General features: G+C 38.8%; 26 protein-coding genes. 14 read left to right on the plus strand and 12 right to left on the minus strand.

Features of this window, described 5'->3' with window-relative positions; translation table 11 throughout:
* Positions 1-58: 58 nt before the first annotated feature.
* The 6 genes from hisB to HZA77_10740 are packed head-to-tail and all read left to right on the plus strand — an operon-like array spanning position 59 to position 3,779.
* Positions 59-658, plus strand: coding sequence for an imidazoleglycerol-phosphate dehydratase HisB (gene hisB / locus HZA77_10715; protein ID MBI5375898.1), 600 nt, complete (start codon positions 59-61; stop codon positions 656-658).
* Complete coding sequence (gene hisH / locus HZA77_10720) at positions 655-1,293, plus strand: imidazole glycerol phosphate synthase subunit HisH (GenBank protein ID MBI5375899.1); 639 nt, start codon at positions 655-657, stop codon at positions 1,291-1,293. Before hisB ends, hisH begins: the two co-directional genes overlap by 4 nt.
* Positions 1,287-2,015, plus strand: coding sequence for a 1-(5-phosphoribosyl)-5-[(5-phosphoribosylamino)methylideneamino]imidazole-4-carboxamide isomerase (gene hisA / locus HZA77_10725; protein ID MBI5375900.1), 729 nt, complete (start codon positions 1,287-1,289; stop codon positions 2,013-2,015). Before hisH ends, hisA begins: the two co-directional genes overlap by 7 nt.
* Positions 2,016-2,020: 5 nt before the next feature.
* Positions 2,021-2,785 (plus strand): imidazole glycerol phosphate synthase subunit HisF, encoded by a 765-nt coding sequence (gene hisF, locus HZA77_10730; protein ID MBI5375901.1) that lies wholly within the window; start codon positions 2,021-2,023, stop codon positions 2,783-2,785.
* A 2-nt stretch (positions 2,786-2,787) separates the two neighbouring features.
* Complete coding sequence (hisI, locus tag HZA77_10735; GenBank protein ID MBI5375902.1) at positions 2,788-3,177, plus strand: phosphoribosyl-AMP cyclohydrolase; 390 nt, start codon at positions 2,788-2,790, stop codon at positions 3,175-3,177.
* A 2-nt stretch (positions 3,178-3,179) separates the two neighbouring features.
* Positions 3,180-3,779, plus strand: coding sequence for a dephospho-CoA kinase (locus HZA77_10740; GenBank protein ID MBI5375903.1), 600 nt, complete (start codon positions 3,180-3,182; stop codon positions 3,777-3,779).
* Here HZA77_10740 and HZA77_10745 read toward each other — a convergent pair.
* Positions 3,776-4,204 (minus strand): peptidylprolyl isomerase, encoded by a 429-nt coding sequence (locus tag HZA77_10745; protein ID MBI5375904.1) that lies wholly within the window; start codon positions 4,202-4,204, stop codon positions 3,776-3,778. The genes HZA77_10740 and HZA77_10745 overlap by 4 nt on opposite strands.
* A 58-nt stretch (positions 4,205-4,262) precedes the next feature.
* A complete protein-coding gene (locus tag HZA77_10750) occupies positions 4,263-5,372 on the minus strand; it encodes a glycosyltransferase family 4 protein (protein ID MBI5375905.1) in 1,110 nt (369 codons plus the stop codon).
* A gap of 143 nt (positions 5,373-5,515) precedes the next feature.
* On the opposite strand from HZA77_10750, the gene HZA77_10755 reads away from it, so the two are divergent.
* Positions 5,516-5,698 (plus strand): 50S ribosomal protein L28, encoded by a 183-nt coding sequence (locus HZA77_10755; protein ID MBI5375906.1) that lies wholly within the window; start codon positions 5,516-5,518, stop codon positions 5,696-5,698.
* 20 nt (positions 5,699-5,718) lie between these two features.
* Here the strand turns inward: HZA77_10755 and HZA77_10760 are convergent, their stop codons facing one another.
* The 8 genes from HZA77_10760 to HZA77_10795 all read right to left on the minus strand — a co-directional run bounded on the left by HZA77_10760 (position 5,719) and on the right by HZA77_10795 (position 15,370).
* Positions 5,719-6,465, minus strand: coding sequence for a methyltransferase domain-containing protein (locus HZA77_10760; GenBank protein ID MBI5375907.1), 747 nt, complete (start codon positions 6,463-6,465; stop codon positions 5,719-5,721).
* An 87-nt stretch (positions 6,466-6,552) separates the two neighbouring features.
* A complete protein-coding gene (locus HZA77_10765) occupies positions 6,553-6,921 on the minus strand; it encodes a DUF5615 family PIN-like protein (GenBank protein MBI5375908.1) in 369 nt (122 codons plus the stop codon).
* A complete protein-coding gene (locus HZA77_10770) occupies positions 6,918-7,148 on the minus strand; it encodes a DUF433 domain-containing protein (protein ID MBI5375909.1) in 231 nt (76 codons plus the stop codon). Before HZA77_10770 ends, HZA77_10765 begins: the two co-directional genes overlap by 4 nt.
* Positions 7,149-7,400: 252 nt before the next feature.
* A complete protein-coding gene (locus HZA77_10775; protein MBI5375910.1) occupies positions 7,401-8,693 on the minus strand; it encodes a hypothetical protein in 1,293 nt (430 codons plus the stop codon).
* On the minus strand, positions 8,690-10,828 hold the full coding sequence (locus HZA77_10780; GenBank protein MBI5375911.1) for an AAA family ATPase: 2,139 nt from the start codon (positions 10,826-10,828) through the stop codon (positions 8,690-8,692). The genes HZA77_10775 and HZA77_10780 overlap by 4 nt, the downstream gene beginning before the upstream one ends.
* Before the next feature lie 165 nt (positions 10,829-10,993).
* The gene (locus tag HZA77_10785) at positions 10,994-12,001 is read right to left on the minus strand and encodes a hypothetical protein (GenBank protein ID MBI5375912.1); all 1,008 of its coding nucleotides are present in this window, start codon (positions 11,999-12,001) and stop codon (positions 10,994-10,996) included.
* An 18-nt stretch (positions 12,002-12,019) separates the two neighbouring features.
* Entirely contained in the window at positions 12,020-13,642 is a 1,623-nt protein-coding gene (locus tag HZA77_10790; GenBank protein ID MBI5375913.1) for a DUF3696 domain-containing protein, read from the minus strand.
* Positions 13,643-13,846: 204 nt separating this feature from the next.
* Positions 13,847-15,370, minus strand: coding sequence for a sigma-54-dependent Fis family transcriptional regulator (locus tag HZA77_10795; GenBank protein MBI5375914.1), 1,524 nt, complete (start codon positions 15,368-15,370; stop codon positions 13,847-13,849).
* A 162-nt stretch (positions 15,371-15,532) separates the two neighbouring features.
* Between HZA77_10795 and HZA77_10800 the strand changes: the two genes are divergently transcribed.
* Complete coding sequence (locus tag HZA77_10800) at positions 15,533-16,240, plus strand: hypothetical protein (protein ID MBI5375915.1); 708 nt, start codon at positions 15,533-15,535, stop codon at positions 16,238-16,240.
* 17 nt (positions 16,241-16,257) lie between these two features.
* On the opposite strand, the gene HZA77_10805 is transcribed toward HZA77_10800, so the two are convergent.
* Entirely contained in the window at positions 16,258-16,515 is a 258-nt protein-coding gene (locus HZA77_10805) for a hypothetical protein (protein MBI5375916.1), read from the minus strand.
* 215 nt (positions 16,516-16,730) lie between these two features.
* Here HZA77_10805 and HZA77_10810 point away from each other — a divergent pair, with 215 nt between their 5' ends.
* Entirely contained in the window at positions 16,731-17,981 is a 1,251-nt protein-coding gene (locus tag HZA77_10810; GenBank protein ID MBI5375917.1) for a hypothetical protein, read from the plus strand.
* 38 nt (positions 17,982-18,019) lie between these two features.
* On the opposite strand, the gene HZA77_10815 is transcribed toward HZA77_10810, so the two are convergent.
* Positions 18,020-18,532, minus strand: coding sequence for a DUF523 domain-containing protein (locus tag HZA77_10815; GenBank protein ID MBI5375918.1), 513 nt, complete (start codon positions 18,530-18,532; stop codon positions 18,020-18,022).
* Positions 18,533-18,686: 154 nt separating this feature from the next.
* Here HZA77_10815 and HZA77_10820 point away from each other — a divergent pair, with 154 nt between their 5' ends.
* The 5 genes from HZA77_10820 to HZA77_10840 form a co-directional block, all read left to right on the plus strand.
* Positions 18,687-19,715 (plus strand): methyltransferase domain-containing protein, encoded by a 1,029-nt coding sequence (locus tag HZA77_10820; protein MBI5375919.1) that lies wholly within the window; start codon positions 18,687-18,689, stop codon positions 19,713-19,715.
* 1 nt (position 19,716) lies between these two features.
* On the plus strand, positions 19,717-21,000 hold the full coding sequence (locus HZA77_10825; protein ID MBI5375920.1) for an MFS transporter: 1,284 nt from the start codon (positions 19,717-19,719) through the stop codon (positions 20,998-21,000).
* Positions 21,001-21,615: 615 nt separating this feature from the next.
* Positions 21,616-21,825, plus strand: a complete 210-nt coding sequence (locus tag HZA77_10830) for a type II toxin-antitoxin system Phd/YefM family antitoxin (GenBank protein MBI5375921.1) — start codon at positions 21,616-21,618, stop codon at positions 21,823-21,825.
* Positions 21,818-22,072 carry a type II toxin-antitoxin system RelE/ParE family toxin gene (locus HZA77_10835; protein MBI5375922.1) on the plus strand — a complete coding sequence of 85 codons (255 nt, stop codon included), beginning with the start codon at positions 21,818-21,820 and terminating at the stop codon, positions 22,070-22,072. The genes HZA77_10830 and HZA77_10835 overlap by 8 nt, the downstream gene beginning before the upstream one ends.
* A gap of 223 nt (positions 22,073-22,295) precedes the next feature.
* A partial coding sequence (locus HZA77_10840; GenBank protein ID MBI5375923.1) for a diguanylate cyclase occupies positions 22,296-23,006 on the plus strand: 711 nt, incomplete at its 3' end.

The following is a 23,006-nucleotide window of genomic DNA, read 5'->3' on the forward strand; positions in this document are numbered from 1 at the left end:
AGGTAAACTCTTAACGAATCGAGGAAGATCGTTTACATAATTTTAGAGGCAAATTGATATGGCAGAAAAAAGAAAATCAAAGGTAGAGAGAAACAGCTCTGAAACAAGGATATTTGTTAATCTCAAGATTGACGGCGAAGGGAAATCCCGCATAGATGTTGGAATACCCTTTCTCAACCACATGCTCGACCTTTTTGCACGTCACGGAGAGTTTGACATAGAGCTTAAGGGGAAAGGCGACATCGAGGTTGATTGTCACCACACGGTAGAAGATGCCGGGATAGTTTTAGGGCAGGCATTCAGAAATGCACTGGGGCAAAGGAAAGGGATTGCGCGTTACGGAGAGGCTTATACCCCGATGGACGAATCGCTCGCACGGGTTGTGCTTGATATAAGCGGCCGCCCTTATCTTAAATATGATGTCAAAATGCCGCCAAAAAAATTCGAGGGCTTCGACTATTCACTGGTAAAGGAGTTCTTCAGGGCCTTTTCCATTCACAGCGGGACAACTTTGCACATATCCCTGCTTTACGGAGAAAACCAGCACCACATCTGCGAGGCCGTGTTCAAAGCCTTTGGCCGGGCGTTAAAGAAAGCCTGTGACCGCACCCGTAAAGGACAGGGGATACCATCTACAAAGGGCCGTCTTGATTCATGATAGCAATTGTAGACTATGGGATGGGAAACCTGCGCAGTGTTCAGAAAGCCTTTGAGCGTACAGGCTTAAACGCACAAGTAACAAACATCCCTGAAACAATAAAAAAAGCTGACGCCCTTGTTCTGCCCGGAGTCGGAGCATTCAGGGACTGCATGGCGAATCTTGCACATCTGGAACTTGAAGACACGGTAAAATCATTTATAAAAACAGGGAAACCCTATTTTGGTATATGCCTTGGATTGCAGATACTCCTTACATCAAGCGAGGAGTTCGGGCTTTCAAAGGGGCTGGATATCATCAAGGGGAGTGTCGTTGAGTTTGATAAGAACATGTCTGACCCAAAATCAGGTGAGATTATGAAGATCCCTCATATGGGATGGAACACATTGGAAAACATGAAACAGTCTCCCCTCTTTGACGGGATAAAAGACGGCGAGTATTTCTATTTCGTGCACTCATTCTATGTCAAGCCTTCTGACATGGCATACGCATCATCCACAACCGGCTATGGTATAGAATTCGTGTCAAGCGTGTGGAAGGACAACATCGTTGCAACACAGTTTCACCCTGAAAAGAGCCAGACTGCAGGATTGAAGATAATTGAAAACTTCGGAAAGTGGATAAAAAAATGCTGATAATACCTGCCATAGATCTGCGGGGAGAAAAGTGCGTAAGGCTCATACAGGGTGATTTTTCGAGAGAGAAGGTATATTCCTCAGACCCTGTAGACATTGCAATGAAATTTAAGGAATGCGGGGCAAAACTCATTCATGTCGTTGACCTTGACGGTGCAAGGACAGGGGCTCCGGGAAACCTTAAAAGCATCGAAAGGCTCCTGCACGAGATAACTGTCCCAATAGAGGTTGGCGGAGGAATACGCACATACGAAGTGGCGAAGGGCTATGTTGAGATGGGAGTTAAACGCATAATCCTCGGCACTGCGGCAATAAAGAACCGTGCTCTCCTTGAAAAGCTCTGCACGGATTTCCCGGGGAAGATCGTAGTCGGGATTGACACGATGAAAGGGAAGATCGCCATAGAGGGGTGGGAAAAAGATACCGGAGTCGACCTTGAAAAATTCATCAAAGAGATAAACGCACTTAAACCCAGCGCCATTATCTGCACGGATATATCAAGGGACGGTATGCTTACCGGACCTAATATCTCCTTCATGGAAAACATCCTCGGCATATCTGAAATCCCTGTGGTCGCATCAGGAGGAGTATCAAGACTTGAGGACCTGGTAAAGCTTGTAGCTGTTAGGAACGGAGCCATCGAAGGCGTCATCGTGGGGAAAGCTATCTACGAAGGGCAGATTGATTTAAAAGAAGCGATTAAAGTCATAGAGGGAAAGTAATCAGGATGCTGGCAAAACGAATCATACCATGTCTTGACGTTAAGGAAGGACGCGTCGTAAAGGGAATAAAATTTTTAAACCTCATCGATGCAGGCGACCCTGTTGAATGCGCAAAAGTATATGATACGCAGGGGGCTGACGAACTGACATTCCTTGACATAACCGCCTCTTACGAAAAGCGCGGTATAATGATAGACGTAGTGGAGAGAACAGCGAACGAGATATTCATTCCTCTCACTGTGGGAGGAGGGATAAGAAACGTAGACGACATAAGGGATCTCCTCAAAGCAGGCGCTGACAAGGTCTCAATCAACACTGCCGCAGTGAACAATCCTGAACTGATAATGGAAGCATCAGAAAAGTTCGGTTCCCAGTGCATTGTTGTCGCGATAGACGCAAAACATAAAGGGCACGGGAAAGACGGTTGGGAAGTCTACATCCATGGCGGAAGAACTCCTACCGGCGCAGACGCTGTGGAATGGGCAAAACAGGCAGAAGAACTTGGCGCAGGTGAGATACTTCTTACCAGCATGGACAGGGACGGGACAAAAGACGGCTACGACCTCGCGCTTACAAGGAAGATCGTAGATTCCATAAGCATACCGGTCATAGCTTCGGGAGGTGTTGGAACTTTAGAACACATATACAGCGGCCTTTCTGAGGGGGGAGCGAGCGCCGCACTTGCAGCATCGATATTTCACTACGGAGAATATACAATAAAGGATGTTAAGGATTATCTTAATACAAAAGGAATTAACGTGAGGGTCTGAGAATGGGAATAGAAGAAATAAAATATGACACGAACGGGCTGGTACCGGCAATAATCCAGGATGAGGAAAATAACGAAGTCCTCATGATGGCTTACATGAACGACGTTTCGCTCAAGAAAACCCTTGAAACAGGCAAAACTTACTTCTGGAGCCGTTCACGCAAAGAATACTGGATGAAGGGTGAATCATCCGGGCACACGCAGGATGTAAAGGAAATATATTATGACTGTGATGCGGACACGCTTCTCATCAAGGTAAAACAGAATGTTGCCGCATGCCACACAGGCTACAGGACATGTTTCTACAGAAGGGTTGACTTAAAGACAGGTCATGCACGGGAAGTGGGAGAAAAAGTTTTTGACCCTGAATCTACCTATGGAGTGAAAAAGTAAAAATGCCTTTTATCGGGCTCACAGGGAGCATCTGCACAGGGAAAAGTACGGTGTCGAAAATGTTTGAAAGCCTGGGAGCCCGCATCATTGATGCAGATCTGATAGCCCGCGATGTCGTAAGAAAAGGAAGCCCCGTACTCCAAAAAATAGCAGAAGAATTTGGACGGGGGATATTGCTCGAAGACGGAAACCTTGACAGGGAAAAGCTTGGGAAGATAGTCTTTGCCGATCCTGAAAAGCTTAAAAAGCTCAATAGCCTTACCCATCCTGAAATAATAAGAATAATAATGGAAGAAAGAAAACGCCTCGGGCAGGCTCATCCGGACGATGTCATAATATTAGATGCTCCTCTCCTCTACGAGACCGGGCTTCAGCAATTTGTCGAAAAGGTAATAGTTGTTTCGGCAAGCAGGGAAAACCAGATGGAGCGTCTTCTCAAAAGAAATAATATTTCACCGGAAGATGCGCAAAACCGGATCAAATCTCAGATGGCCATTGAAGAGAAGGCAAGCCGCGCTGATTTTGTTATAGACAGCAACTCATCTATCAGTGAAACATTAAAGCAGGTAAGAGAAGTCTATAACAGAATTCATCCCATTTAGATTATCTCGACAAGCCTTATATCAAAATTCAGGTCCTGACCTGCAAGAGGATGGTTTACATCAATCGTTATTTCATCATCTGAAAGCTCAGCAATGGTAACGGACATGATTTTCCCATCATCCCGCCTCAGACCGATTTGTTTGCCGACTTCAGGGACAAAGTCTTTCGGGAATTGTTCTCTTTTTACTACAAAGATCATTTCTTCATCATATTTGCCATAAGCCTCTTCGGCTACGATTCTTTCTGTCTTTGAATCACCGGGAGTCATGCCTATTACAGCCTTTTCAAAACCGGGGATCATTCCGCCCTCACCTAAAGTAAATTCAAGAGGGTCGCGTCCTTCAGAGGTATCAAATACAGTACCGTCATCAAACTTCCCCGTATAGTGGATCTTTACCTTATCTCCGTCTTTTGCCTGCGCCATATAATTCTCCTTTTCGAAACACTACTAATACAGTCCAAAAAATATGTCAAAATAATTGCTAACCCTTTGCATCTTCCCCTAAAACTTTTTCCGTATTTTCAAGCCAGTTGCGGGCATTGAATTTTTCGACGAGCATTGAATAAGCCCTTTCACCCATCTCTCCGGCAAACTTCCTGTCACCGAGAAGCTCAATGACAGCCTTTGCCATTGCATCAGAGCTTTTTGGCGGAATGATTATCCCGCTCACCCCATCTTCAATAAGCTCAGGGATTATTCCGACCCGGGTCGCGACTATAGGTTTTTTCATAGCCATATATTCATAACAGGCACGGCTTGAGCCTTCAGAACCTTTTGAAGCTATTACCGAAACATCAAAGCATGCCGCGATATCTGCAACATCCCGCCTGTAACCGGGGAAAATAACATCTTTTTGAAGGCCGAGATCTTTTATAATATTTTTAAGCTTAGCATCAGTCTCTTCATCACGAACATCTCCGGGGAAAATTAGCTTTGCGTCAGGATACTTTTTCTTTATCTCCGGCAAAGCATTTATCAGGTATTTGTGTCCTTTTATCGGGGCAATCCTCCCCACAATCCCTATGACCGGAGAATCTGCGGCAATCCCGAATTCCTCTCTTATGCCTACACCATCTCTTTTAAAATCAAACTCCGAAAGATCAGCACCGGTATAAACGAGGGAGAGTTTATCTTCAGTGACGATCCCGGTTTTCAGATACCCTTCCTTTATATGGGCGGAAACGCAGATGACTTTGTTTGTGTTATAGTAGAGCCAGCGGTTGAAAAAATGAGTGCGCACAGGGACATTCACATGACGCGTTCTCACAATGGGAATTTTTTTTCCGGAAATTTTAACAGCCGCAACGGAAAGCCAGTGGTCATGTCCTCTGTGGCAATGGATCACATCAACTTGTTCTTTTCTTAAAATACCAACCAGTTTCGAAATATCTGAGAAATTATCACTGATATTGAAACGTCCGTTCATCGCAAGCTCTATCGGCTCTATCCCCTGCTCACGTGCTCTCGCGGAAACCTCCCATCCTTTCTTAGAGACAAGTATCACCTTATGGCCGCGACCAATGAGCATCCTTGTAAGCTGAAAAGCATGGGCAGCCTCGCCTATCCAGCGCCGGCTGCTGATTATTTCCAATATAGTCATTATTTCAAATAGTTAAGCTTATAATCAAACAAAAAACTTGAAAAAAATTACACGATGTGCTCTATATACCAGCTTCAATCTGCAAGGTAAATGAGGTTTATTGAAAAGCTTTAAATATCAGGAGGTAACTGCAAGTGGCAATGAAATGCGAAATCTGTGGGAAGGGGCCGAGATTCGGCAGTACCATAAGCCATGCCCACAATGTTTCATCAAGAAGGTTTAATCCCAATCTCCAAAAAAAACGGATCAAGGTAAAAGGACAGGTAAAGACAATTAAAATCTGTACCCGTTGTCTTCGCACATCTGCAGCTGCCTGAGTTTTCAGGCAGCTTTTTTTTTATTCCCGATTCCACCATATGATTGCGCTTTTTTTCTTAACTTCTGCACGCAGCCATTTGCCGTCATAGACCAGTTTGCCGGATAGAAATTCTCTCAGCGTCTTGTCAAACCTCGAATCTTCAAGTTTCATGTATGCTTTCCAGAATACAACCGCCTCATCAAGGCTTACGAAAGGCTGATCAAGATTGTAATTTATAAATGTCACGTCAGCTTTAATCCCAAATCTGAATAGTTCATCAAATACAACTTCGTGTGTTTCTCTTTCCGGGTAACTTTCTCCGAAAATGATGGGATAAAGCTCATTGAAGTAAAACTTATTATTGCTCGTGTCAGCTCCTGTAATAATAACAATAGTTTGCGGCGATATTTTCTCCATACCGCGAAGTAGCATCGGGATATCCATGAAAAGCTTCCTCACATTCGCCACTATTGCTGCATCATGATGACCGGTGTCGCTCTCTTCAAACTTTTTCTCTATCATCCTGAGATTAGAAAGCTTTTCTTTATCAGCCTTCTCTTTTATTTTATTCATCATTGAAGGCGACGGCTCAAGGGCGGTTACATCATAACCAAGTCTTGCAAGGGGCACTGCAATAGGTCCGCACCCTGCACCGACATCTATCACCGAGCGGCATGATTTGATGAGGGGAATGATGACGCTTAATATCTTCCCGCTGTAATCGCTTTCATCCAGCGCCCTGTCATACCAGTCGACTTTTCTCTGGTCCCAGAAATTGTCAGGCATACCAGCTTTCCCTCATTGCTTTCCCCATAACCTCAATTATGTTAGAATAGAATCCAGGTTTTATATATGGAAAAAAATGTTAAATCTTTAGGTCCGAAGCGGCAAAATGCGGATTCTTGATTTATGCTTGTCTATTGAAATAAGCGCACCCATTTCAAGAACTGATTCATATTGTTTTAATATTTTAACTGTCTCTATTCCTGAATTCCTGGGCAAAACATCCTGCGTACGAACTTGAACTACACTTGGTCCTTCAGCATTAGTTGCGGCAAGAAGTACTCCAAAGTCAAGGTCATGTGTGAAAACGACATAACCGTTATTACGCGCCCACTCCATTATTATCCTGTCAGACGCACGAAGATCTCCCACAGATGACCAATGAATTGCATCCAGTCCCTGTTGCTTAAATACATTAACCCAGTCAGGTGTTAGATTTACATCAATGAGTATTTTCATGAATTAATCAGAGGCAATTCAATTTCCTCAGAGCGCCACGCAGCATACGCAAGCGCTTCGCGGATATCTTCTTCTTCCAGGTATGGATATGCCTGCAAGATATCAGTATTGGAATAACCTTCAGCAACAAGACCAACAATAGTACCGACTGTAACACGCAAGCCCCGAATGCATGGCTTGCCGCCCATTACATCAGGGGCAAAGGTGATTCTTTTCAGATTCTTCATAACAGACCTCCTTTTTTTTCTAAAGCTGATGCAACTACTTAAAATAATACTTATTTATTTTAATATTATTTGCCATAGTTAGCAACAATCTCTGCTAATTCGTGGAGATTAGGCCAGTTTCCTTTTTTTACAGATTAACAGCTTGTCAGCGCACATAAACTTTTTTAAAAATTACTTCATACTCTATTTCTGAAGCATTTTTCCTAATTTTTTAGTTCGACCTATCATTTTCTTCACATATAAATATTATCTTCAAGCAGGGATAATGTTTATAGCTTCTTCAGATTCTTTTTTCTTAGCTTTGTCATATGATTGTTGAACATTGAATGTAACTTTTATTTCTTCCATTAATTTAGCTTTATTCCCATTAAAGGAAATAACGCGGAAATAATAATCCTTACCATCAATTGACTTTATGAAACCGGCTTTTCCGTTTGGTAGCAATTTTTTAATTTTCCCCTCCTTTTTAGGAAGTTGATCAGATTTGTTCTTTTCCCAGAACTTCTTAAGTTCACCTAATAAATGTTTATACTCTACATTGACAGGCAATGTAATAGATAACTCCCTTAAATGGTTTGTCAGCTGTTGTGGAATTTTCCATCCGTGTTGTTCTCTTAATTTATATGCTAATAGGGCATGTTTCTTTGATAATTCTAACTGGTTAATTTGTTGAAGTATTAACGAACAAAAATAGTACACCTCCCAAGTATTTTCAGGTTTTTGACTTCGCAATGATGATATACAGGCTTCTATAATATAACTAAGAGCATTCTCATGATCTTTTAATTCAAAATAAAAACAAGCTATGTCTCTATAAATAAACCATTCTCTTTTTTCTCTAGCAATTAACTTTAGGGACTCAATAGCATGGATGCGATTACCCAATTGTCCTTCACAAATAGCTCTGCGCCTTTTTAACCAAGCATCGTCAGGGAAATCCTTCAACGCCATATTACAAATCTCTAAACACTTCTTAAAATCTTCAAGTTTTTCATATGCTTTTGATGTTTTAGAATACCATGATTGTAACTTAGAGGGGATTTCAATATTTTTCTTATTTAAAGAAGTAATAAAAGCTTCTTTAGAAAGGGATTTAAATTCCACTTTTTCAGACCATAATATTACCTCTTGCCACATGCCTTTATCAGCACAAAAATCCATTATTTTAAAAACTGATAGCTGACGGAAAATATTTTCGAGTTCGGATTCAGTATGCAAAATAACTTCTTGAACATAATCTTTTACTGCACTGTAATTAATGTCATCATCGAGATTCTTTAAATGTAAATAGTAAATAGCACGTACATATTCTAATTTTATTAGCTTGAATTCAGGATCAATTCTCTTGACTTCTTTACATACATTTAAAGCTTCATTATGTTTCTGAACTTTATTTAAGCAAAATGCTAAACTCCATCCATCCCATTTATCTTTTTTTTCTTTTGTTTTACCCCACACAACCATGAGCGATTCTATGGCTTCCTGGTAATTTTTTTCTTTCCTAAGTTTAGAAGCTTTTTCTCTGATTGACTTTAAGTCAGTCATAGCAAATTAATGAGCTCCTGAATTAAAATAGCTGAGTTGCTAAATTGTTCTTGTGGATGGCATTTAACAAACCTTCCTTGTTCATTATAGTAGAAATTGAGCTGAGCAACTTCATTATTTCTTATAAAAATATACTTTTCTAAATATAGGTTGTGTTCGATTTTGGAAATTGTAATTATTGTCCCGGATATCTTTGTAAGAATGTCATTATAAAATTCTTTTAAATGGGGTTTATTTTCTGGGAATGTAATTTCATTACTGAAGTACTTTTCTTGATAATCTAATATAATTTTACCACATAATTTCTGTAAAGAGTTTAAAATATCATCTATATTGCCATCTGAGTTAATAACTTGAATATTAGTTATTTTGTTTTTTGAATATATTACATCTACTGTTAATGAGCCTAAGGGAGATTCTATTTCATATCTTTCTCGATAGTTAAAATGTTTGATGTTTTTTATAGTTGTGTCAGAGTTCATTTCATTTCTAACCATATGATAACAATCCTGTTGTAACTCATTTCCAAATTTAACTTCTTGTGCTTGGGTTATTTTATCATTAACAATCGTTTGGTTTTTACTCAATGAAAGCTTCATTACTAGTTCTGCAGGAATGATTTTTAAATAATCAGAGGGGCCTACATTAGGATTGTTCAATACATAGAGAAGTTTCTTGCTTCGTGTAAGCGCAGTATAACACCATCTGAAATACTCTTCATTAAATTTGGCATTTGAAGTTTGGAAATCTACTATCGTAGTATTCCATTCACCACCTTGTGCTTTGTGACAAGTTACCGCATAGCCATATTTAAGCTGAATGGAATTAAAATAAAGATCCATTTTTATAGCCTCTTTAAATTCTGGGGTTCCTGCTTTTAAATTTGGATTACGTAATTTAAAAAGTATATAAAGAGCTCTTGTCTCATCATTGGTTAGAGTTGGCTCTTTTGAATTAAGTGGGGTTTCTATTATTTTGCAGTTGATTTCAAACAACTCTCCATTTATGTCTGGAACTTCTATGGTAATATCTCTAAAAGATAGTGTGACAGTTATATTGTCTGTCTTTTTTTTAAGGGTTAAAGGTATTTTCTCAGTCTCTGAATTAATTCTTTTTACTCTTCCGAATTCACCATTTAATACCTTATACTTATAATTATTACGTATAATTAAAACTTTATCATTTTCTTGAATTTCATCTTTTCCCGGAAAAAAATGATTCCTTACTAGTTCATTAAGATGATGTACACTTTTATTGGAGTAGGCAATTATAATAATGTCGTTTGTATTGCTATTTGCTGTTGCTTTAATGTACGCACTTAATAAGTCTTCATGCTTAATTGGTATAATGTCATTTAGATTTTCATCTATATTTATTTTATTAAATTTCTTGGTTTGAATATTGTCTCTGATTTTTGTGGCGTTCTTAAGTATGCCACTGTCTTTATCTTGCCTTGCTACATCAGTCATCTCGCATTCTTCAATCGTAAGTCCAAAGGACAGGTTAGACAGATAGATGGAATCAATCGCTGGAGATAATTTCATATTAACAGGTGGTAATTGTGCAGAATCTCCAACAAAGATGATCTTGCGATTAAGTTTAGGGTTATTGAAATCTATATAATTCAAAAGATCATTAAGCAGAAACCCACTTCCGAACCTGATAAACTCTGTATCTGAATATTGGTTTGATATCATTGAAGCTTCATCAACGATATAAATTGCATTAGCAGGATCATCATTATTTTTAAGCCCAAAGAAATAGCGAAAAGTCTCTGAGCCATCTTGGCCAGTTTCTTTGTATTCCAGCAGGTTATCATTTGAATAAATTGATTTATGAATAGTACTAGCATCCCACTTTGTTTTTTCTTGAATAACTGAAGCTGCTCTCCCGGTTGGAGCCATTAGTTTAAATGTTTGTTTTTGGTTTGAGAGATATGAACTTATTCCGCAGAGAAGAGTTGTTTTGCCAGTGCCAGCAAACCCTTTAAGTAAAAAACATTTTTTGTCATTATTTAGAAAGTTGTGAAGTTTCTTTACAGCGTCAATTTGCGATAAGGTTAAAGGGAAATTAAATATTGAGCTTATATAAGATGTCAAATTTGAATTATTTTTTGGCTCATTTCCAATATTCACTTATCTTACCTTTGTTAATCTAATATTAAGAACATTATTTATTAGCAGGTCATCAATTAGGGTTATTTTTTCAGTAACTATTTCACTCAATCAAGTGGATAGCTTTATTATATCTCTATGTAGAACACATTAATTGTTCCAGATGGACTAAAATATTTAATTGGCTTATTTTTCTATACTTGCTTCATCTAACTTCTGGCATTCCTTAAGATGCTCAAAACAACCATTATCTATTTTAATAATATTTCGTTTAATTGTTTCCCCATCCGGCATAAAAAGATCAAATCCTCTATCAAATAAAACTACAGCAGGTTGTGCCTCTAAATGGCGTGCATGAAATATTCCACTTTTATCTTCCTTAACCAATAATTTAATCTTCCATTTAAACTTTTCTTGTAATGGCTTTATTAATTCCTTCATAACTTTATTATACGCTTCTTGATTCGAATTCTTTTTTTCGCTTTGTTTGCTGGCAGGTTCATCATCATAAATTATTTCTTTTTGGCAAGTTATGACTTCTACTTCCAGATCATTTTGAACAGCAAAATATCCATTCGTGAGCCACAAGTTCAATATAAAATCAATTCCCTTTCGAAAATGGCTTGTATTTTTACCTCGACCTATTTGCTTATCATAGAAGCGCAGATATTTCGCAAAACGAATTGAACGAGTAATTATTTCCGCCAGTTTTTTCTTATCTAATTGGTCAATAGGGGGGACATCTTCCATTAGCCAACGGCGATTTTCTTCAAACTCGCTGTAAATATAACCATTTAATGTCATAGTTTTAAAATCCGGATTCTTCTTTTGGATCTCCTCTCTGTCCATTTCACTTAATATGAGGGAATCAGTGTTACAAATAGAATTAACATTGTACGCTAAGTTCAACAGATTATTTTTTTTAAAACTTTCTAATCCCTTATCATTACAGTTAACAAAATGTTTGCGTTTATTTTTCAGGAGTTCTTCCATTAATATATTTATTTTTGTTTTATACTTTATAGGGAGTGTTTTAATTTCACTTATTAAATTATCCTTTAAGAATCCATCTGGATCAACTATAAGAAGCCCATTGCTTCTAATACCCCTTAAAAACATTTCAGCATTTTCTCGATAACCAGGTAAGTCATAATTATCTTTGCAAAATGCAGAGGGAGCAACAACTGCTGTCATGAGCATATCTGCATTCCTCTAAGAAATCTCATCCATCCGTTCCGGGAAAAAGCCATCAGGCCATTCATCAATAAAATCACCTTCCTCATCAATGTGCAATCGCTGCGCTTTGGAACCATCATTTTCCTTACTTATATAAATTATAGATACATCATCAGGCTTGAGAACTTTTTGACGTATTAATTTTTGTAATCTCAAAATAAGATGTTCACTGTGAGTTTCAACAATGAATTGATTTTTTTCTTTTATGCAGTGAGCCAAGAAAGTTCCTATCTCAGCCTGTAAACGAGGATGGAGATGTAATTCAGGTTGTTCAATTAGAATTAAATTATTTGTTGATAAAACTCCCTGAACTATTATTGGGAGCAACTGACTTATACCAAAACCAACATCTGTTGGACTAACTTTTATATTATTTATTTTATCAATTAAATTTATACAAAATAAATTTCTAAAATTTTGATCTTTTGAAATATTTGCAGACAGATTGTAGGCTATCTCAAATTTTTCTAACCATTTATTAACTTTCCTAGATATTCTTTTATCATTAAGTAAAATTGTCGGTGTAAACTCACCAATTTTCCCCACACCAGACGGAAACTCTCCAGAATACTTGTACTGTCTTTCAAGGACCTGCCTGACAGGACCAAGATAAATTATTTTATTTAATTTTTCTCCTAATGTTTTTCCCACTCGCCATGCTATCTTTCCAATCCCATTGTCTTCTGTTTGCTCTATCCCTATATCCTTACTATAGGCATCAGCAGCATCACCAATAATTTCAAATACATCATCTGTTGAATATTTATCCCAGCATGGAAGAAAATGATATGCCAACAATGCTGTGTTGTTTAAATTTAAACTTAAATCATTCAAAAAATCATCAAATGAATATTTAGTAATTTTAACTAAAATGTTACATATTTCTTTTTTTCTTTTGGACAATTCAGCATAGGATTTTCTGTCATTTTTTTTACTATTTTTAAGCAAATAATTTAATTTATTTAATTCTCTATTCAAGTCTTTTAACTTTTTCTTTATTTTACTCTTAAATTCATTCCAGTTTCTTTCTATCAGTGGATGTTTATCGTTTAAATACTTGAGTCTTAAAAAAGAGTTATATTCACCAAATAAGTTATAAAAAACTGCATCGTTTAATTCCTTATCACTATCAACATGACTCATGCGGTATGAACCTAATATCATATTAGCAACAGAGAATGAGTAATCTTCTAATTCTATTTTTTTTGACTTAGAAAAAATAAATGAAAATTTGCAATCTGCAATCAGATTATTCTCTTCATCACAAAAACTTGACATATCCTCATTTTCAAAAAAACTAAGTCCAAAATTAAAATCATGATCTGTACTTATTTTGAATCCAATGGACAGGCGCTTATTAATATCATGGTTATTAATAAATTGATAATAATCATCAATATCTATTATTTCCCCAACAGGCTTTAACGCTTCATCATAGTTTTTATTATCATCTACAGTCTGTTTTAAAAGCAATAAAGACTGCAACACTGACGTTTTTCCTGAACTGTTTGGACCAAATAAAAGAGTGATTGGTCTTATTGGAATCCTCTGTTCTTTCCCAAAAGCTTTAAAATTTTCAATTCGTAACTCTGTTAACATTATATTTTCTCCCTTATACTTATTACCATTCCCGTCTGTGATCTTTATATTGCAATACACATGCCAAGTAGACTGATTCAAGTAACCTGTTAAAAAACAATTAGTTCCCGTAGCCGTAAAAAAGAAAAGCTTTTTTAGCATCAACCAAAGTTTAAATTCTTCAACTCAGGTTTAATGTAACCACCTTATTAAAATAAATTAACTTCATAACTGGTTTTTTGCTTTCACAAACTTGCTTACTGCCTGAGGTGAAACACCTAAAAGCCTTGCCGCTTCACTGCAACGACCTCCTGCCTTTTCTAATGCTTTTGCAAAAAAATAATTTCGGATATCTGATAGCGTGTTATCCAGTAGAAATCCGGGATAAGGTTCAGGCAAACTTTCAAAATATTTGTCACCCTTCTTTGATTGGCTCGGTTTCAAATCCTGAGGAACTATAAGCCTATCCTTAGAAATTAAGACTGCCCTATGTACAACATTCTTCAATTCACGAGTATTCCCCGGCCAATCCTGACATTGAAGAAACGCAAGAGCTTCTGGTGAAAATGACTTAGGAACTTTTAAGCCCTGATTAAATTGATCTAAGAAATAAAGTGAAAGCAATGGAATATCAGACCTTCTCTCACGAAGAGATGGTAGTTTTATTTCACCGACATTTAATCTGAAATACAAATCTTCCCTGAACTTCTTTTCTGAAATGGCTGAGTTTATATCACAGTTTGTCGCAGCAATGATTCGCACATCAACCTTATGGCTGTTATTGCTTCCCAAAGGTTCCACAATCCCATCCTGCAATACACGGAGAAGTTTTCCCTGAACTTCAAAGTTCAGTTCAGCAAGTTCATCGAGAAAAAGCGTACCGCCGTCTGCAACATCAAATTTTCCGGCTTGATCCTGCAATGCACCGGTAAACGCCCCTTTTTTGTGACCAAATAGGAAGCTTTCCGCAAGTTGCTTTGGGATTGCCGCGCAATTTACAGCAACGAAAGGATCTTTTTTTCTGCTGCTAAACCTATAAATAAGATTTGCTACAACTTCTTTTCCAGTTCCTGATTCGCCAAGAAGCAAAATAGGAATATCTGGTTCTGCTAATATAACTGAGGTTTCAATAGCTGAGATAAATGTAGGATGTTTGCCAATAATACCTTCTCTAGCCATTATATAAGAAAGTTTGTTTTCCTTCTCGTCAGGGCTCTGATGTATGACAAGCTCAGTGAGCTTTTTAGGCTGTATATCTGGAAATTCAGAGAGTGTTATATCTACTTCAGTTACTAATGGAGTTTCATCCGTAGCAAAACGTTTAGGTTTGATGTTTAATATTGTTGCCGAAATCTCTCCGCTCGCTGTCAATAAAAGCCAGCATGCGTGCATCTGCGGTGTCCCTGATGCAATCGCAATATAATATTTTGTATCAGTTGTATTGCTGTTTATTTCATTAAATATTATGCGAAGCCCTGTTAATATCTGAGAGTAATCAGTAGGATCAAAAACGTTCAAATGTTTGGTGAGTGTTTCAATTCCCTTAAATCTTTCTTTTATCGCTTCATTAGTCTTCTTAGTAATTTCTATAGTTTTTGGAGTTGAAATAAGAATAACCCGGTCAAATTTTTTTTCTCTGAGAAGTGATAAAATCGGTCCCTCTTCTTCCTGCCCATCTATTAAGCCAGGAGAATATGGATCATGGAATCCGGTAAAAGTTAGAAGAATATTAGAAAAGGCTGTTACCATAACTCACTTGTTAACTGTTAAATTGATTAATTAATAACAGAATTGAATTTTTCAGACAAGGAAATTAGGAAGAACTGGTTTTTTATTGCTATTTTTACTGATTGAATTCTTATAACTGAACAGGATATAATTTTAATCAATAATTCTTGAGGAGGAACATTAATGGAAACATTAAAGGATATACACTCTATAGCAATAGCGGAGCTTAAAAAAAAGTTCACTCTTAACCCTGTAAGCCTCACTCATCCATTCCCAGAAAGACCGACGAAAATATTATTCAAGCCATTGATCAAGATGGATGGCAATATTTTCAGCGCAGAAAAGTTCACGCGCATCACATTCTTGCGGATAAATCTTCCGGTTTACATGTGTGTGCGTTCCACCTTCCTTCGCCCCCGCATAGAGCTTGACCTTCCGGTAATGTCGGCTGAATGCGTTATCATGGGTGGAAAGAGGATGTTCATGGTTGATGTCCACAGGACAGGGGAAGGAGAAAGACCCGGGGACAAGGAATTCTTTGACAGGCTCGTAAAGATAAGGGACAAATATCCGGATCTCCTTAAAAACAAGACCAGGACCGGCGGCGACCAGATACAGACTGTTTTTTCAAGAGCTGTATGCCAGGCAAAGATCACATCTGCTCAGGATGGTGAAGCCTTAAAATTGTTCCGGGAATATCTAGGCGAATTCTGCGAACTCGCTAAAAGCACAAAGCCTCTCGCCGGATCATCTCTGGAAGAAGCAAACAATAAATATGCGGACTATCTGAAAACCGTTGTCGACCACGACCCGGGAGTCAAAGGCTACAAGATGTTCTTCGGAGAGGAAGGGGGCGTGCAACGTTCAATGGAGATGTTTTTTAATTCGTAAATACTTCGTTCCATATTTTAATTTATCGCATCTGTTAAATCTTTGCTGATCCCATATTTTTCATAGATCAGCCTTGAGAATCTTGGCGCATAAATAAGGTCGTAGACAGACTCCTTGTCAGGGAAAAGTCCAAGCACAGCCATTTTGGTTTCCTCGGTCAGCGTCAATACCTCACGAAGGGAAAGGTCTGACTGTATAATGATGGACTGCGTAAGGTTAATTAAAAACCGCATCCGTCTTATTTTTCTTTCCTCTTCCTTAAGCTCATCTTCCATTTTCTTTATCATCCTTCTTTATCATCCTTACAAAATCTTATGTATAAAAGATTATTAAAATTTCTCAATGTTTAAAAAATTTTTTAGAAACTTGCCAGCTTTTGATGTAAGAATTTACATAAATAATTAACCAGAATATTTCTAATGGATTCAGCAGATCTGTTGAAATATTTTAAATAGCATGATAATTGCGTAATTAAATCTTAATATTAACTATGATGATAAGAGATCCCAGATATAGATTCACATTATGTCTGATCCTGTTCATGATCTTTCAGGTGATCCAGGCTGATGTGATCTCAGCCGGAGAAACACCCTGTCTCTTCTATGAAATACCGGATAGCAAACAAGATAAGAATCTGCGCCAATCAACAAATAATGACAGGATGCGTGTTGCAGTTGATTTTTCCCTCATTGAACCAGCGGGCAGGCAAAGAAAGAAGATATCTGCGCCTCTCCCCGGGCAAAAAGTCATACTTGAAAAAGACACTCTCGAACAACGGGAAAACGGCGACTACACATGGTTTGGTAAAGTCCATGGAAAAAGGCTTTCGACTGTTGTCATGACAGTGGCAGACGGCTACTTGTACGGACATATTGAGATTAATGGAGAAACTTATTCTATCGGACCGGAGAGTGGGAATTATCTTGTAGTAAAAGAAGACTATTCCAAAGCGCTGCCAATGTGTGATGGCGGGAAGGTTCCGGAAATTAAAAACAAAAAGACGCAGGCAAAGAGAGCGGGAAGTTTACAGGCTGACAGCGGTGAAGAGATAGATGTTCTTGTACTTTACACAAAGCAGATGAAAAAGAAATTTGGGAAGAAACTAAAAGCACAGATACAGAATTTTGTGGATATTGCAAACAGCGGATATAAGAACAGCGATGTAAATTTAAAGTTGAGGCTCGCTCATAGCGAGCTTTATAAAGATGCAAAAGCAAATGAGAACGTAGATATTAGTGAAGCTTTATATTATTTTTATGCTGATCCCGCTGTTAATGAAATAAGGGACAATTATAAGGCTGATCTGGTGTGCCTCATGAGGGTCTATCATGACGGAGCAAGCTGCGGCACAGGATTCATGATGCTTGGCTTAGAGAATTATTATTCCACATGGGGGTTTTCAGTTGTTGAAGTAAGAAATTACACACAAGGACTATACTGCGATAAAAGGACCTTTGTCCATGAGCTGGGACATAACATGGGGTGTCAGCATGACAGGCCTAATGCTACAAGTGCAGGAATATTCTCTTATTCCTACGGATATTCCTATAAAAAACAGTTTGGGACTATAATGAGTTACGTAAGACCAAACATAACCTATTTTTCAAACCCCAACAAGAAGTACAATGGACATACCATAGGAAAGCCGGAATCATCTTCCAAATCAGCCTACAATGCGCTTACCATAAAGAACACAAAGGAAACCGTAGCCAACTATAGATTAAGGAACAGCGCAGAATAACAAAAACGTAAAAAACTTACATATTAAGAATGTCCAAGCTACTGTCTGGCAAACTTCAATATTCGCGCAAGAAATTTTCCCCTTATCTCCTCATCCTGAAGTCTTTTTTCATCCTCAACAGGAATGGAAGGGAAATGCTTAATGAACTTCGAGGCAAAAATACCGGTCCCATTTGTTTCAGCTATTCTACTCTCATTAAAAATCTTAATTCCATACAATGCGCAGCTTGGCGAGTTGCTCTTGAAGATAAATCCGCAGAGATTCTCATTTTCAAGGACGGCGAGACGTTTTTCCATCCACTCCTGCATGAGTTGGGTATAATCTATATTAGTATTTACTGTGACAAGATGTGGAGAATCAGAAGTTCCGGCAAGTTTCATTTCTTCTCTCGGGACAGACAAGCCGCATTCAACTTCAGGACACACAGGCACCCATTCAGCAAATCCTTCGAAAGCATCTATAAGACATTTGTCCAATTTATGCCCGCCGTCATATCTCACATTTTTTCCCAGGAGGCAGGAGCTGATTCCAATTTTTACCCGTTCATCCATATGCTAACACATCTATTCTTATTTTTTGTCTTCCAGACAACCAGTAACATGCACCGGCCATCTAATCAATAACGATTCAAGCAAAACAATTGACAATCGTATTGACTTATTTAACCCGTAGAGTTATTCACCCCACTACAAGTGGAGGGTGACAATGGAAAAACTTGATGACCTGATAAAAGTCGCATACGGATTCTCTGTGTCAAAGGTCCTTTTTACTTCTGTAAAATTCGATGTCTATACAAAGCTCTCAAAATCTGAAAAATCTGCCTCTCAACTTGCCGCAGAACTTCAGCTTCCTGAGAGATCTTTCACCAGGATACTTAACGCCTGTGCGGCTTTCGGGCTTTTAAAAAAGAAAGACGGGAAATATTCCAACTCCGCAGTGGCTGAGGAGTATCTTGTTGCAGGTAAGCCTTTATATTTCGGTTATCATATAAACGCATTGAACGACAGGCTTTACGGGCCATGGGGAAATCTTGAAGAGATAATAAAAAAAGATGAGTTCCATCCGTCGGTGGAAGGAAAATCTGATGACATAATCAAGGCAGTGGCAAGCACAAAGGAATTTGCGCGAAAAGCCATGATGTCCCAGCATAACTACAGCCAGATGATAGCAAAAGACTTTGCCGAGATAGTCGACCTTTCAAAATACAAAAAAATGCTCGATGTCGGGGGCGGCACCGCAATACTGACAGTTGAGGCACTTAAGAAAAATCCCCACCTTCAATCCATAGTGTTTGACCGTGCCTTTGTTCTCGCAGTTGCTGAAGACATAGTAGCCGAGCACGGAGTTGGAGACAGAGTGAAACTCCAGCCGGGAGATATATTGGTTGACCCTTTCCCGGAAGGTGCAGATGTTGCGCTTCTATCAGGGATACTCGATGGCTATGAAGAAAAAACATGCAGGGCAATAGTCAAAAAAATATACGATTACCTTCCCAGCGGAGGACTCTTCCTTGTGACAGAGTCTGTCATTTACGATGACAGGTCTGGTCCAATATTCCCATCCATATTCTCGCTCATCCTATTGCTCCAGACAAAAGAAGGCGACGCACGTTCACAGGGAGAAATGACAGAATGGATGCGGGATGCAGGATTCATTGATATAAAATACAAAATCATGAAAAATTTAAGCGGAGCTTACAGGAATTCAGGACTGTTAACTGCTGTTAAAAAATAAAATGAAGCCGCGACTTCTCAATGAACATGAAAAACCAACCAGAGAGCACTATGCAATACTGCTGATGAGCTGGTCTGGCTGGGTTTTTGATTTCTATGATCTCATTTTATATACCTTTCTTCTAATCCCAATCGGAAAGGAACTCCATCTCAACGATGTGATGCTCTCATACGTTCTTGGTGCTTCCCTTGCTGCAACAGCAGTGGGAGGAGTCATATTCGGGATACTTTCAGACCGCTATGGACGTAAAAGCGTCCTGCAATGGACCATAATCGTTTACAGCGTGGGAACTTTTTTAAGCGGATTTGCAACTAATATCGAGCTGCTCCTGATCTTCAGAATCATCACAGGGCTTGGCGTAGGCGGCGAATGGGCGACAGGGCAGACCTACATAGGCGAAACATTCCCTGCGAATGTGCGCGGCAAATACTGCGCATTCATGCAAACCGGTGCGCCCATTGGAGTTGCGCTTGCATCGGTTGTCGGCGGTTTTGTGGCTCCTGTAATAGGCTGGAGGATGAGTTTCTTCGTTTCAGTACTCCCTGCCCTTCTAGTAATCTTTATCAGGAAAAAACTCCCGGAGTCGGATGTCTGGCTTGAAAGGAAGAAACTTGTTGCCTCAGGGACAATGTCCCCGGAAGCACTTGAAGGTGAAAAGGGGAACAAGTTTGTAATATTATTTTCCGCAGCATACAGGATGCTCTTCATCCAATCGCTGATCCTCGCTGTCTTCGACATGTCTGCTTACTGGTTCACCTATTCATGGCTTCCGGGATACTTACATCAGCAGAGACAGTTTTCCCTGGCTAAATCCGCTATCTGGATGCTGGTGACGCAGGCAGGAGGATTTTTAGGCTACTTCACTTTCGGTTTTGTTGCAGACAGGCTTGGCAGGAGACCAGCATATTCAATCTATTCGGTAGGCATGGCATTTGGCCTTGTCATGATTACCTTAATGTGGAATGTCATTGCCATGTACCCGTCATTAATACTTGCCTTCATGTTCCTCGTCGGATTCGGCACAGGAATGTTCGGAGGATTCGGCGCCCTTTTCTCGGAATTATTCCCGACCAATATCAGGAACACGGCAATGGGTTCCGCATTCAATCTCGCAAGGGGTGTGCAGTTTTTCACTCCGGTTATTATCGCGGTGATTGCGGGAAGGTACGGGCTCGGCGGAGGCATATCCCTCGCAGCGCTTTTTGCCCTCCTTACAGGCGCATGGGTTTGGACATTTCCGGAAACAAGGGGGAAAAAACTCGGGGAAATAGAAGGAGAATTATAACCCCTGCAACATCGTATTTTCTTCCAGCAAATAGCTGCTCATTGCTTGACATTACACAAATTTGAATGTTATTAAGACCCCCATTGTTTCGTGGGCCCGTAGCTCAGTAGGATAGAGCGGCGGATTCCTAATCCGATTTGACCATTTTTTACAACTCTTTGAAAACCCTTGTAACTTACTGAAATATAGAAACAATATCATTGTTTCTGACTTAGGTTCTGTGAGGTCAAAATAGGCCATTTTAGCTATGTCATGGACACTATATGGACACCAGAATGGAGCCACGGACTCCAATAACTTTTCCCGAGTGGGCACTTTGGGTTTAGTGTCCATCTGGTGACTATACCTAAAAAACTGATCTTTTATTAGATTGTGAAAAATTCAATTTCAAATAGATTAGAAGGAGATATTTTTTTAAATAAACCTATGCTATATTGACAAGCTTTCTTTTTCACCCTATGTTTAAAGTAGCTCCTTCAAAAGGGCTAATAATTATAAGGTAATTTCTTAACTACCTTTATAATTTTAATATGGGTTAAGGGTATCAAAATAAAAAAGGGGAATTTAAATAGTTTTTTAACATAACAATAATATTTTTTAAGGAGGCTTTAAGTAATGAAAGGGAAAAGCAAAAAAAGACCTTTTGAAATTATTCTTAGAGAGGGTAAACCGACGGCAGTAATCTTGGACATAAAGGATTATTCAGAAATGTTAGAACGGCTAGAAGACGCTGAGGATTTGAAGCTACTGGAGGAAATGCGAAAGAAACCGCTCAAATTTAGAAAATTGGAAGATTTTCTAGAGGAGTATCAGACCGGTGTATGAAATCTATCTTGAGCGGGCAGCAGAGCGAGAATTAAAGCAAATTCCAAAAGAAGATTTCAATCGTATTATTCTCCATATAAAAACTTTAGCTGAAAATCCAAGACCTCGTGGATGCTGTAAATTATCAGGCTCAGCAACTGATTGGCGGATCAGAGTCGGTGTCTATAGAATTATCTACGAAATTGATGAAAAGGCAAAGGCTGTACGAGTAATGCGAGTTAGACATCGCCGTGAATCATACCGATAAAAAAGTATTTGTCGGGACTTCAGTCTCGTTAAATTGCTACCAAGCCAACCTAAAAATGGTTGGTTTTTTTATTTCTTTTTAATTGTTATATTTCTAATTTCAAAAAACTAATGACCTTTTGATGATTTTCCGTTATAGTAAGTCAATATTTGCTTTTCATGTATTAGAAACTCAAAACATATCTTTTTTTGAAGACAACAAATAAAAGACTGAGTGGATTGTAATGAAAAGAAATATAAATAACCCTAGCTCTCAGCAATACAATTTCGAAAACTTCACTTCTCTTTCCTGTGACATGATCACAAAGCTTGTCAACCGCACCTGCTTTATGGAGTTGTTTAAGAATTTAACATCTCAGGCAGGTACTTCAAATCAAACCAGCGTGCTTCTTTTAATTAATGTTGACGAGTTCCGGTCAATCAACGACATTTACGGGCACTCCGTTGGAGATGAACTTTTACATCGTCTTGCTGTGCTTATCCAAGACACTGTCATAAACTTCGATTTAATAAAATATTATACGAGTAGCGCCAGCATAATCGGCTATCTGGGAAGCGATGAATTTGGAGTTTTTTTGCCTGAAAGAGATAAAGAGGAAGGAATCAGGTTGGCCGAAGAGGTTAGGCAGAAGATAGAGAAAACACATTTTGCCGGGATACCGATTTCTTCCACGGTCAGCATAGGCATAGGGATTTATCCGGAGCATGGCAGTTCTACATCGGAGTTATTAACCAAAACTGACGCTGCTCTGTATCGGGCAAAGGAAAAAAAGGGAAACTGCTGTCATCTGTACTTATCGGAAGATCGTGTTTTAGAACAGATGCACTCAAGGCTTGAATGGAAGGATCGGATTAAAAACGCTCTTGAGGAAGACAGAATAAGCCCGTGGTTCCAGCCGATACTTTCACTTAAGGATAACCAGATACATCACTAC

The organism is Candidatus Schekmanbacteria bacterium (genome assembly GCA_016219965.1).
In the GTDB taxonomy this organism is placed as follows: domain Bacteria; phylum Schekmanbacteria; class GWA2-38-11; order GWA2-38-11; family J061; genus JACRJM01.